Genomic DNA, 13,389 nt, shown 5'->3' with positions numbered 1-13,389 from the left:
AAAAATCCAATAATGATTAGCCGCGGAACCTATTTGCTAATTCTCTCACATTGACCTTAGACATTTCTGATGTAGGCTCTTGTGTATATGAGACATCAGATTTAACGCCTTTTTTGTCATGACCTTTAGTAATAGAACATACTACAGTATCAGCCTTTACATGCTTAACACTTGGATCTGATTGAAACCCATGCTTTCTTTCCATTTGTGCTTCAAGCTTACTGCTATCATGTGTAACCCTACACCTTTCTAGATTACGGTCACGTTTGCCAGGAGCTACATATCCATCTATATCACTACATAAGAACGGGCGCACTTTGAACCTGTCTGAACTAACACCATTTTCAACACTTGCAGAATTATGAGCTTTTCTATTATTGCGCATTTTATCTACAGCTTCCTTTATTTTTTCTTTTGATGGTTTTGGCAGCAGTGCTGGCTTATATGCACATGCTGGTAGTTCTGGAAATGAGTCCTCCTGAAACAGCAAATGACTTTGGTTTCTCTTACTATCTGATTCTTCAATATTCTTTATTGGTGTCTTGAAAGAGTTTTCATTTTTCTTTCTTAGATCTAACTCATTTAATCCGCTTCCAACATTATTTTTTCTTGTTGTAGTGTGAATAACACCTGGAAGTTTCACTTCATACTTAAATTTTTTACCAATGGTATCTATTGACTCATTAGATGAGGAATCTATTTGAAACCTATCGTTTGAAAATTTTGATTTTGTAGCATCAAAAGATATACTACGTTTTTCTATCTTTTTATCAGTCATATTTTACCTCTAAACCTATTAACTAACAAAAGTATAAACTAAGAGGTATTAATTTTATTATAATAATAAAGGCTCAAGAAGCATCACCGTAGGGTTTTCTATATAGTACTTAAAGGCATTTAAAAATTTTGCTCCGAGTGCTCCATCAACTGCTCTGTGGTCAACAGAGAGAGTAACTGTCATTATCTCTGCTATCTCTATTTTTTCACCTATGACAACCGGCTGTTTTTTAGATTCACCAACAGCCATAATGCAAGATTGCGGTGGATTGATTATAGCGCTGAAAGTTTTTATACCAAACATGCCTAAGTTGGAGATAGTAAATCCTCCTCCTTGAAATTCTTCAGGCTTTAGTTTTCCAGATCTTGCCCTATTTACTAAATCTTTCACTTCTTTTGATATAGATAAAACACTTTTTTCATCAGCATTTTTTACTATAGGAGTAATCAGTCCATCCTCAAGCGCTACAGCAATTGAGATATCTATATTTGAGTATCTTACTATTTTAGTATCTATCCACGATGAGTTTATATCAGGAAATTTTTTCATGCTGAAAGCCACAGCTTTTATAATTAAGTCATTAATTGTTACTTTATTGTTCTCATTTGCTGAATTAACCTCATTTTTGAGCGATATTAGCTTATCAAAGTGGCAGTCTATAGTTAAATAAAAGTGTGGAATATTTTGCTTAGATTCAACTAGGCGCTGCGCTATCACTTGGCGCATATTACTTACTTCAACTGTTGTATTTTCCTCAAATCTCTCATAGCTTTTAGTTTGATCTAAAAATTCTAATATATCAGCTTTGATGATACGACCATATGGACCTGTACCTTTTAATCGCTTTATATCAACACCTTCATTTTGAGCTATTTTTTTAGCTAAGGGGCTTACTTTTATTCTATTTTCTGTTGCTCTATCCTCTTTTTTAGATCCCAGTGTCACGCACTGGGATGACATTGAAGAGCTAGATGAAATCGAAGGGTTGGATGATACTGAAAAATCGGCTTCAACCTCCTTCTCAACCTTGGTATTGATGGCAGAAGCTAAATCAAGTGCGCTTTTATCTTCCCCTTCCTCTAACATTAGAGCTATCAGTTGATTTACAGGCAAACCACTTGTTCCTTCCGACACTAAAATTTTTGCTAAAACTCCTTCATCGACAGATTCAAACTCCATTATGGCTTTATCAGTCTCAATTTCAGCGATTACATCACCTATTTCAACTTTATCTTGTTCTTTTTTACACCACTTTACAATTTTTCCTCCAGTTTTACTCATTGTTGGGGAAAGAGCGGGCATCAATATTTCTATAGGCATTTATTCTGCATTAAAAGATCTATTTAATTTTTAATTTACTCTTTACCCTATGTCAATCTAATCGTAAATTATGATACTTATATCATCCTAGTACGTGATGCTGGAATCTTGGTTGACTACTGTTATCCTACTATTTCTATTGCTTAGTCCTAGAAAGAGTACAAATAGTAAGATCATCATGAAAATAGACGAATCTGTTATAATGGAAATAGAAAAATGTAGTGCTTACTATCCTCTCACAAACATATAGCTTAGGTACAGAAAAAATTTATATGAGGAGCTGGTTAAATTGATAAAAGATCAGAATTAATAGTAGTTTCCGAATCTTCTGTAGCAGGCTCTTCATGTGAAGCAGAGGACAGACTAACTTCTTTATCCTCTGTTCTCTGTATAGAACTACCACAAAAACTCCTTAACATCTCTTCAGCAGATGAATTTAAAATCTGTATAATAGACTTTTCACTTTGTTCTTTCAGCGATTGATCCATTCTAGAAATCAACTCGGAAAATTCACTACCTTCTTTTCTAGCTTCACTTTCTATCTTATTTTTTATGCTTTCTATATTACTTTGGTTAATTTCTTCTTTCGTTATGTTAAATGAATTAGCAATACCTTGATACTTAATCTCACAATCGCCACAGCCAACTATGCAAAGAGCAATAGAATCGGATATTTCACCTGCAGCCGAATTATGTATAGTGTAAGCTAAGCAATTGTCATGATATTTAATGCCAAGCTGTTGCTCTATCAACTAAGAAATTTCATTTTTTAAAGACATAAAGTACCTCCTTCTTACATTACTGTACCTTCTGATTAAAGTACAACAGCTGCTCCTAAATAGCAATCCATATATGGTTTACTTTAATAAAGTATTAAAGTAAGAAGCTTTTACATCCTAAAACATAACTTAGATAGGCCAATGTAAAAAAATTTTTAAATGAGAATTATTGTATATATATTACTTATTTGGTAAAATTATTTTGGCAAAATAGCATATAAAAGTTGAGGCTAATTATGAATATTAAAGAACGAAAGGATTTACAACAGGAGTTATTAGGAATTGTTTTCAATATACTCATAGAAAGTGAAGATAGCGCCATGGAAGCTATGGAAACAAGAGCAGTAGAGATAATTAAAAAACTAAAGGAACACATTAATGATGATATAGAGTATGGTGGTTAAAAAAAGCCAATTTTAGATTGGGTTATTGTTTGTGATTCTCAGAATAATGTCAGACTAAATAACAAGTCGCTATTAAAATTTGAGAAGGCAATTAAGGATATTGGAGGAAGAGCACCGCTAAATGAAATAAAAAGTACAATAAGATTATTAGTAGAACAAGCACAGCTAAATCATGTTAGAATTAGAGGTGAGAGAGAGAAGTACCACTAAACCTCTTTGAGGAAAACATAATAATGAGAGAGCGAAGAAGGGCAAGAGAACAACAAATGTGGCCAAATTTTATTAGAGAAAGAGAAGCGTCATTGAATCTCTTTGGAAACAGGGATGAAAATGTAATAATGAGAGGACAAATGAGGTCACGCTATATTAGGCGTATTAGACGTGAAAGAGAAGTACCACTTAGTTCAAAAATAGGACAATTAATCGGTGTAGTTTCATCCATAATTGTAGGTGCTTTCATTGGTATAATGGTTGGTATGGTCATTGCTGGTTTATGTATTGAGCTTTGTGTAATCACCACTGCAGAACCGATTCTTCTCATCATGGGTGCTACTGCTGTTATAGGAGCTTGTAGCAGGAACTGCTCCTGTATTAAAGCTAATAGAGATGTTTAAAGGTCAAGAACCTAATCTTTCTCCTAGTAGCGGTCTGGAAAGCTCTAATACTGAATATGCTTATTTAAATAGGCAAAGAGTTATTTAGAAAAAAATTGGAAGAATGTTCAAAAAAGTCCATTTATAAAATACATCGGCTTAACTATGATCTTACAACTTAAGCTAATTAATTAAAAATTTTTGTTTTAGCGGTTAAATAAAGCCAGATCTTATTAGAGAGAGGATCTTCTTATCTCTTCTTTACCTTCATTTTCATTTCTAACAATTTTTTTTCCACTTAATATGTCTCTTATTTCATCTCCTGTTAAAGTTTCAAACTCCAGTAGATTTTCAGCAATGAGCTCCAAGTCTTTCCTACGCTTGGTTAAAATGTCTTTTGCTTTTTCATAGCAAGAAAATACGACTTTCTTTACTTCCTCATCTATAAGTCTTAACGTATCTTCAGAAATTGTCTCAGAATCATGTGTGATTTGTTCGCGATTATGATAGATCGGACCTATTTTGTCGCTCATTCCCCATTTTGTCACCATAGAACGTGATAAATCTGATGCTAGTTTTATATCTGAAGATGCACCGCTTGTGACTTTATCATAGCCAAAAATTAGCTCTTCTGCCACACGTCCACCCATTGCAACAGTTATATCTGCTAGCATCTTTTCTCTTGTGAGGGACACTCTATCTGTTTCTGGTAGTCTCATAACTAAACCGAGTGCTCTACCACGTGGAATAATTGTTGCTTTGTGTATAGGATCAGAAGCAGGCATATTAACTGCAACTACTGCATGACCAGCTTCATGGTAAGCAGTAAGCTTTTTTTCTTCTTCTGTAATGACTAAGGACCTTCTTTCCATGCCCATCATCACTTTATCACGTGCATACTCAAAATCATCCATGGTAACAATTTTCTTATTTCTTCTTGCAGCAATAAGCGCAGACTCATTCACTAAATTTGCTAGATCAGCCCCTGAAAAACCTGGCGTTCCCCTCGCAACTGTTTTTACGTTTACATCTGGTGCTATCGATATTTTCTTTATATGCGTATTTAATATTCTCTCACGCCCATTTATATCAGGTAAAGAAATAGTAATCTGTCGATCGAAACGACCAGGTCTAAGTAGTGCTGGATCTAGGACGTCTGGACGGTTAGTTGCAGCAACTATTATCACACCTTCATTAGACTCGAAACCATCCATCTCAACCAGTAACTGGTTTAATGTTTGTTCCCTTTCGTCGTTACCGCCACCAAGACCGATGCCGCGATGCCTACCTACTGCATCTATTTCGTCTATGAAAATTATACAAGGAGCATTTTTCTTGCCTTGATCAAACATATCCCGGACACGGCTTGCACCAACACCGACAAACATTTCAACGAAATCAGATCCAGAAATACTAAAAAACGGTACATTAGCTTCACCTGCAATTGCACGAGCAAGTAGAGTTTTACCAGTTCCAGGGGAACCAATTAAAAGACATCCTTTTGGTATCTTCCCACCTAACACTTGAAATTTTTGCCTTTGTTTAAGAAAATCAACAATTTCAACCAACTCTTCTTTTGCTTCATCAATCCCAGCAACATCATCAAATGTCACTTTTTTTCCAGTAGTCATAAGCCTAGCTTTTGATTTGCCAAAGCTTATAGTTCTATTACCTCCTGCTTGCATTTGTTTAAAAAGGAAAAGTAATAAACCGATAAAGATAAGCGTCGGAACCCATTGAATAAGTAATCCACCAATTATACCTATTGCAGAGTCTCCAATTGAAAAGGAGAACTTCACTTTCCTATCATGCAAACTTTTTATTAAGTCACTATATATAACACCACTTGAGTTAAAGGCTGACCCATCCCTAAACTTCCCTTCGATGCTTTGGTTTCTTATTGTAATATTTTCTATATCATTATCTTCTAGTCTAGTTAAAAATTCTGAAAAAGGTATGGTTGTTTTACTCTTACTTATACTTCCGCTAAATTGAATATAAGCAACTGAAATAAGAACAATAATCACTAACCAGATCAATAAGCCTTCTAAAAATTTTTTCATTTATATTTCTAATTAAATACTAATCAAGCTTACCAAATTTTGCTTTATTGTGCTATTAATAATGCATTGAACTTTATCGTCATTGGTATTTTTTCCGTTATAATTTATATCAGGATAAGCAAGCACCTTTCCATCTTTTTGTACTGTAGGCAAAGAGTAGAAAACTTCAGGGCAGCAGTTGTAATCCTTCAGAAATTCAGGAACTTTTTGTGTTTTTTTTAGCGGAGCAATAGTTACTGAACACTTCTGATTGCTAAGTATTGTACAGCTAAATCTATTGTCCCATTCAATAGGGACATTTAATGTTAGGTGTACAGTAATTTCCTGTATCTTTGATGATTCTCTCATTATCAAGATGCTCCCTCCATATTTTCTTATTTTGCACCCAGAGAGTGTACAGTTAATATCACTATCTTTTTGCGATATTTTGTTAAATATTGCGATAAGGCTACGGTACCTTGGCTTATAGTGCTTGTTGACAATTGCCATTATAGAATAAAGAAGAAGCCTTAAAGCTATTTCCTCTGGCAGTTTATAAAGTTCATCTAGTTTAATTTCAATATAACCAAGATCATGAATATTAACGCAGTCATTAAGTGCAAGGCGTGTGTAGTGCATCAACGCTTTTGCAGCTCTTTTCATATGAAGGGCTGTGAGGCATATTCGCTCTGTTAAAATCTCTTGATTGTCACTTGCTTTAAGTAAGTTACGGTATAAAGTTCGTCTGTATTTTAAGTCATAATTGCTTCTATCTTCGATCCATTTTAACCGGTGAAGATTAGCGTACTTTTCTATTTCACTACGACTAAAATTTAATAACGGCCTAAATATATAAATACCATTTAAGAAAGATTTGTAATCCATTGATGATAATCCATCTACGCCACTACCTCGCTCCAATCTTAATAAGAACGTTTCTGCTTGATCATCTTTGTGATGAGCAACGAGCAAACATTTAACATTATTGTTTTTACACCACTCTTCTAGTAACTTATATCGTGCTTTTCGTGCCTGTAACTGAATATTACCTTTAATATTTTGCTTCTCCCAATTTAATATGAACGATTCCTTTGCTCCAAGTTCTTTTGCATAACTTATAACAAAATCAGCTTCTTTTTGGGACTCTGAACGTAACCCATGATTTACTGTTAATGCTATAGGAAGTGAAAGCTTGTTTTTTTTTGCCCAGTTAGTCATTAAGTGCAGTAAGACTATACTATCTACACCACCTGATACTGCGACTGCGATTTGGTTATGGAAAGCAAAGCTATTAGCTATATTTTGAAATAATAACTCTAATTTCATTATGTTTCTTGATGGCCAGATAGTCTCTACGTCATACAGCGACTTATTTGTGGTATATATAGATCCCGCTAACAAGTAGCGGAATTGCTCTCTTTTGTCATCCCAGTGCTTGACACTGGGATCCAGGTTTTAATGCAAGAAACTACTTCTTTATTCCAGAAAATGAAAATTCCACTCTACGATTTTTAGCATGCTCTTTTTCATATTTAGAATTTCTAGAATCATCTTTTACATTAACCAAAGGCTCAGTTTCACCTTTAGAAGCAGTTTTTATTCTATTTTCTAGATAAGGTGTACAGCTGACCATAAATTTTTTAGCTGCATCTGCTCTTCTAGCTCCTAGTGCAAGATTATACTCGTGAGAACCACGATTGTCAGTATGACCAGTTAAAGTGACCTTTGCGTCAGGATTATTTTGTAACACTTCCATCACGTCAAGTAATGCATCTGCACTCACTTCACTGATACTAGATTCATCATAACCAAAGAAAACTCTTTTATCACCTATCTGCTTAACAACAGCATTCATTTTATTTGTCGTATTTACTCCTTTTTTAGGGCAAGAACTTACACCAGTAAGCAGTAAACAAAAACAACACATTATAATCAGTCTACTCCACATCACTAAACCTCCATAAATTTAAAATATAGTGCGTAATTTTAATTTTAGTACTAATAATCCCTCTATACTAGAATAGAGTCAAGGGAAATAAAATACTAAATGTTTTCTTTACAATCTTATAATTAATTTTCTGATAAGATGCTCAATTCTTAGCAATGAAGTACAATAAAAGAATAAAAATACAATTTTTTATTGTACTTTAAGCAAATATACTTTTAACTTTATTATTAATCTATTACGATATTAAGCGGATGTTTCAAAGCAATGAATAAAAATGAGATCTTATAAGTTTCTAGAGGAAGTATTACATAAGGTAAGGAATATCGAAAACATACTAAAACTACTAAGCAAAAGCCAACTGGATATAGAGGATAAGATCGAGCAAATGTGTCTTCTAGAGGAAATCAGACATGAAATTATCTCTCATGATGCAATAAAGGAATCATTAGCGAATGCTCTTAAGAATAAAAAGAGTGCGAATATTCAGCAGCTAAAGTTAATAGAGGGGATACACAAAAGCAGCAGTGCTATTCCTGTTGATTTAGTAAAATCTTTGTCCAAAGCTAAGATTGAATGCCAAAACTTATGGAGGCTAACTAATTCTGAAATTAGTAACTTAGAAAAGCTGAAAGAATGCTTTACTAACCTAATTAAGCTTACTCGTGAAGCAGCTTCTATAAAATCGCAGCAATTAAAGCGCTCAAACTATGAGTCATTGCTTGCTGACTATGACTCTAATATCACAGAAAAGAACATAAAGGAAATATTTCCTAAGCTAGGTAAATTTTTTAGTGAAAATGTAGAGAAAGTAACTCAAAAGCAGAAGAAGGATAAGGTTACTAATATACAAAAAGTTACGGTTCAGAGACAGATTGAACTTGGTTCCTTATTCTTACAGCAAATGAGTGTTACACCAAATGAGATTTCCATTTCTTATTACGATCCTATCGATTATGATGAATCTGACCTTTGTTATGGTTTATTTTTACTTTTACGGCATACTGGTTATGCAATTCATCAAAAATGTTTAGCGCAAAATTCTATAAAGAGCTCAATTACAAAACATATTATGTATGAAACTCAAGGGTTATTCATGGAAAGGATCATTGGAACATCCAGAGAATTTATTGAGTTCATTCAACCACACATAAAGGAGAAACTTTCTACAAAAGGCAAAATTAATAGTAGTGTTGAAAATTTGTATTTGATTTTCAATAAAGTAAATCTTTCATCTTTTTTGAAGAATGCGGATGAATTTAGTTTATTGGCTCACATTATGCTAAGAACTAAATTAGAACAAGATCTAATAAATGGTACGTTAGAAGTTAAAGATCTACACGATAAATGGTTGGAAGGTATGAAGCATTACAAGATTTCAGTAAAAGCTAAAAATGAGCTAGACACTTATTTTCAAGATGAGTATTGGATAAGTGGTGTTATAGGCTACTTTCCTATTAAAGTCATAGCGTTAATCGCTGCTGTGCAGTTTTTTTCTTTCATTAAGAAAAATCATTACGGATTTTTAGATTCTATAGTAAAAGGAGATTTCAGTTTACTTATCGATTGGTTCTCTAAAAATGTATATAGTGCAAATTATGGCTTTTTGGAACAGCTAAAAAAGGTAACAGGTAGGGATTTAGATATTGAGTGCTACACTAGTTACTTATCTGAAAAGTATAATTTGTCTCAATAAATGGTTTTCTTGAGTTGTGTATGAGTTTTGTTCAGAATTTAATCAGAAATTTTTTTACTTTCAAAGGTTTATTTGCTAGCGATATTGCTATAGATCTTGGTACTGCAAATACTTTAGTTTATCAGAAAAGTCAGGGGATAGTGCTTGATGAACCCTCAGTTGTAGCAAGAGTAAAAGAAAAAGGAAGTTACGTTCCTTATGCTTTTGGCAAAAAAGCTAAGATGATGCTCGGAAAAACACCTGGAGAAATAGAAGCGATAAGACCCTTGAAAGACGGAGTTATTGCTGATTTTAAAAGCGCGGAAGAAATGTTAAAATATTTCATACGCAGCGCAAACACAAGATTCACTGTTAATAAGCCTAGTATTATCATATGTGTTCCATCTGGATCTACACCAGTTGAAAGGCGTGCTATACAAGATGCAGCAGAAAGTGCTGGTGCAAATGAAGTATTCTTAATTGAAGAACCAATGGCTGCAGCAATTGGGGCTGGACTTCCAGTTACCGAACCTGAAGGTTCTATGATTGTTGACATAGGAGGTGGTACAACTGAAGTTGCAATTATTTCTTTAGGTGGAATTGTTTATTCACGTTCTGCCAGAGTAGGTGGTGATATTATGGATGAGGCAATAAAGTCATACATTCGTGAAAATCATAAGTTATTGATTGGCGAAACAACTGCTGAAAAAATTAAGAAAAACGTCGGTTCAGCCAGTCTGCCAGTTGAAAACAACAAAGAGGGAATGATAATTAAAGGCAGGGATTTAGTGAGTGGTATGCCAAAAGAAATGCTTTTATCAGAATATCAAGTTGCAGAGAGCCTAATAGAGCCTGTACATCAGATAATTTCTGCTATTAGAACTGCACTGGAGAGTACTCCACCCGAACTTTCTTCTGATATAGTTGATAGAGGAATAATTTTATCTGGTGGAGGTGGGTTATTGCGCAACTTGAGTAAAGTTATTAGTGAAACAACAAAATTACCAGTTCGTGTTGCAGATGATCCACTTTGTTGTGTTGCCCTGGGTAGCGGAAAAGTACTTGAAAACATGGACTATTTTGGCCATGTTTTATTCAAGCAAGATTAAATTGTTTTTGAAGGCAGTTTATCGAATTGTTTTGATGGAATTATGTAATATAAATGAGATCCCAGTGTCACGCACCAAGTAATTTAAAGGCAACTTCCAGCAGGAAGGGGTGTCATCCCAGCGCTTGACACTGGAACTTGACTACAAATAAGTATGCTGTTTCGATGAAATTGTGTAATAGAAACTGGATTCCAGTGCTTGACACAGGTTTGTGTTTATAAATTATATGCTAAAAGAATTTGAAATTGAACCTTTATTAAAAGATAAAGCTCCGCATCAAACTAAGGCTATTGTTGCAATGTCCGGGGGAGTTGATAGCTCCGTTGCTGCAGCACTGCTGTATAACCTTGGGTACGAAGTGATAGGTGTGACTCTTCAGCTCTATGGCAGTGATGGTAATGCGAGAAAGGGTGCATGCTGCGCTGGACAGGATATTTATGATGCCAAATACGTGGCTGAAAGTGTTGGCTTTCCCCACTATATTTTAAACTACGAGGAAATATTCAAAAAGGAAGTAATAGAGGATTTTGCAAATACCTATATGCGTGGAGAAACTCCCATACCGTGCGTAAGGTGTAACCAAACAGTAAAATTTCGCGATCTATTGCAAGTTACAAAAAATCTTGGTGCGGATGTGCTCGTAACAGGACATTACGTAAGAAGATTAGAAGAAAATGGTGAGGTAAAATTGTGTAGAAGCATCGATAAAAGTAAAGATCAAAGTTATTTTTTGTTTGCAACTACTGAGGAGCAGTTAAAGCTTTTGCGATTTCCATTAGGTGGGTTCTATAAAAGTGATATAAGAAAATTAGCAAAGTATTTTGGCTTACAAATTTCTGAAAAGCCGGATAGTCAAGATATATGCTTTGTTTCCGAAAGCTATAGTAAAACAATAGCTAAATTAGCTCCACAATCTGTACAGAAAGGTAAAATAGTAGATATTCATGGAAAAGTGCTAGGTGAGCACAGCGGCATAGTAAATTTTACAGTGGGACAGAGAAGAGGCCTCTGCATCGCACACAATGAGCCTCTTTACGTGATAAAAATTAATACAGAAAATAATGAAGTTGTAGTAGGCCCGATCAATGCTCTAATGCAAAAAAAGATATTGGTCAAAGAGTTAAATTGGTTAGAACAACCAAAAGAAGGCATGGAAGTAACTGTGAAGCTTAGGTCATCACATGCAGGAAGCTTAGCGACAATATATTCAACTGACGAAAAGAACAAAGCCTGTGTAATTTTAAACGACGATTACTTTGGCATCAGTCCAGGTCAAGCCTGTGTAGCATATAAGGGCGAACAAGTTATAGGTGGAGGTTGGATATGCTCCTAACTTGGTGGTTTAATTTTTTAATGCAGAATGTAAACATACAATAAAATTTATTGCTGTTTTATCCTATATTCTTTATACTATAAAGATAATTATTATATTGTGGACTAGAGGGATGGTTAAAGAAGTTGAAGAGTTAATAAAAATTGTTGGTAAGGGCAATTTACTAGAGGCCGCATTTATTCGTTTGGGCAGTTTTCAACATGCTGACTTACATCATTGCATGGATTGCAGAAATCATATAGGTCTATCCGAATTCATTAATAAAAAAGAACAAGAGCCATTAGATAAATATTTTAACTTAAAATTTAGTCTACAAGGATTGTTTTTAATTTATGTTCAAGCTTATAGAGTTCTTGCAGAAAATGCTCAGTTCAATACTCAAGAAGTAATTGATAAAATATATGCTGCAGTTGAAAGTAAAAAAATACCTACTCTTTGTGACACTTCGAAGAAACTGCTAAGGGAAATTGTAGATCAAGTAGAATTGACAGAAGATCAAAAAAAACTAAAGCTTTTTAATATTCTAGCAAATCCGAAAGGTGAAGCTCTATTTAACAATAATGATGACTTTGAGAAACAAGTACTCAATAATGTTAAAAAGTTACTCAAAATAAGCTATGCAAATGAATTTGATAAAGAGTTTAGCTTATGTAAAGAGGTAATAAATCATTATTACTCGATTCACAGTATAAAAATAGATAAAGACATAGCATTACTATTTTCTAGTTATGGTATATTTTCTACATGTACTGGAAATGGAGATATTTTATCACTCAATCAATATATTAATGAGAAAGCTAGAGTAATCAACACACCACTATATTACAGTTACATCTTACAGTTAATAAACGTATTAAGAAAAATTGAGTTACCGTATAGAAATGGATTCACCAAGTATACACTTAATTATAGAGGTATAAGTGAATTGAACGGGACATTTACAGCTGCAAGAGAGCAAGACAGTCAAGATTCTCTATATCCTAAAAATATCAAACGTACTCTAGAGCAACTACTAAAAAACCAAAATAGTGATGCATTTGAACAATTAGTAACAAACCCTGAGAATACGTATTACTCAGTGCCACAAAGTGAATGCAGACTAAACTCTACTATCAGTAACAAAAAAAACAAAAATCATAAAAACACATTTTGTAAATTAGCTTTAGGTATGTTTATATTGTCTATTGGATTATATACTGCTGATTATTTCTTTATGGAGCAAAAGTTATTCAACTCAATAACAAATATTTTGCCACAAAATAATCTCATCAATTTCATAGTTGCTGCAGTACTTACTATCGTAATAGTATATGCTTTATTTCAACTACTAAAATCACCTCAAGAACCGCCACATTCAACGATCAATGATACAACTATTAACAGTTTTGCAAATGGTCCTATGCAATCATGA

10 protein-coding genes and 1 pseudogene are annotated in these 13,389 nt (G+C 33.9%); 5 read left to right on the top strand and 6 right to left on the bottom strand.

The annotated features are described in order from the left end of the window. Positions 1-16 precede the first annotated feature (16 nt). From OM967_RS05060 to OM967_RS05050, 3 genes are all read right to left on the bottom strand, one after another. Positions 17-778 (bottom strand): hypothetical protein, encoded by a 762-nt coding sequence (locus OM967_RS05060; RefSeq protein ID WP_211907529.1) that lies wholly within the window; start codon positions 776-778, stop codon positions 17-19. Positions 779-835: 57 nt separating this feature from the next. Then, a complete protein-coding gene (locus OM967_RS05055; protein WP_264337728.1) occupies positions 836-2,098 on the bottom strand; it encodes a pyruvate dehydrogenase complex dihydrolipoamide acetyltransferase in 1,263 nt (420 codons plus the stop codon). 284 nt (positions 2,099-2,382) lie between these two features. Further along, positions 2,383-2,850, bottom strand: a complete 468-nt coding sequence (locus OM967_RS05050) for a WBM0748 family T4SS-associated protein (RefSeq protein WP_246433093.1) — start codon at positions 2,848-2,850, stop codon at positions 2,383-2,385. A gap of 263 nt (positions 2,851-3,113) precedes the next feature. Between OM967_RS05050 and OM967_RS08150 the strand changes: the two are divergent. Continuing rightward, positions 3,114-3,983 (top strand): annotated as a pseudogene (locus tag OM967_RS08150) (hypothetical protein). Between the two features lie 124 nt (positions 3,984-4,107). Here OM967_RS08150 and ftsH read toward each other — a convergent pair. From ftsH to OM967_RS05025, 3 genes are all read right to left on the bottom strand, one after another. Then, on the bottom strand, positions 4,108-5,937 hold the full coding sequence (gene ftsH, locus OM967_RS05035; protein WP_250120120.1) for an ATP-dependent zinc metalloprotease FtsH: 1,830 nt from the start codon (positions 5,935-5,937) through the stop codon (positions 4,108-4,110). A gap of 12 nt (positions 5,938-5,949) precedes the next feature. After that, positions 5,950-7,242: a tRNA lysidine(34) synthetase TilS gene (tilS, locus tag OM967_RS05030; protein WP_250120119.1), complete on the bottom strand. Its 1,293-nt coding sequence runs from the start codon at positions 7,240-7,242 to the stop codon at positions 5,950-5,952. 142 nt (positions 7,243-7,384) lie between these two features. After that, positions 7,385-7,864, bottom strand: a complete 480-nt coding sequence (locus tag OM967_RS05025; protein ID WP_007302208.1) for an OmpA family protein — start codon at positions 7,862-7,864, stop codon at positions 7,385-7,387. Positions 7,865-8,138: 274 nt separating this feature from the next. On the opposite strand from OM967_RS05025, the gene OM967_RS05020 reads away from it, so the two are divergent. The 4 genes from OM967_RS05020 to OM967_RS05005 all read left to right on the top strand — a co-directional run bounded on the left by OM967_RS05020 (position 8,139) and on the right by OM967_RS05005 (position 13,389). After that, entirely contained in the window at positions 8,139-9,557 is a 1,419-nt protein-coding gene (locus OM967_RS05020; protein ID WP_211907524.1) for a gluzincin family metallopeptidase, read from the top strand. A gap of 20 nt (positions 9,558-9,577) precedes the next feature. Beyond that, on the top strand, positions 9,578-10,645 hold the full coding sequence (locus OM967_RS05015; protein ID WP_007302210.1) for a rod shape-determining protein: 1,068 nt from the start codon (positions 9,578-9,580) through the stop codon (positions 10,643-10,645). Between the two features lie 226 nt (positions 10,646-10,871). Then, the gene (gene mnmA / locus OM967_RS05010; RefSeq protein WP_019236778.1) at positions 10,872-11,978 is read left to right on the top strand and encodes a tRNA 2-thiouridine(34) synthase MnmA; all 1,107 of its coding nucleotides are present in this window, start codon (positions 10,872-10,874) and stop codon (positions 11,976-11,978) included. A gap of 112 nt (positions 11,979-12,090) precedes the next feature. After that, positions 12,091-13,389 (top strand): WD1261 family protein, encoded by a 1,299-nt coding sequence (locus OM967_RS05005; protein ID WP_250120117.1) that lies wholly within the window; start codon positions 12,091-12,093, stop codon positions 13,387-13,389.

Origin of the sequence: Wolbachia endosymbiont (group B) of Dolichovespula media, assembly GCF_947179505.1 — a bacterium.
In the GTDB taxonomy this organism is placed as follows: domain Bacteria; phylum Pseudomonadota; class Alphaproteobacteria; order Rickettsiales; family Anaplasmataceae; genus Wolbachia.
This window is presented reverse-complemented; position numbering and strand designations above follow the sequence as displayed.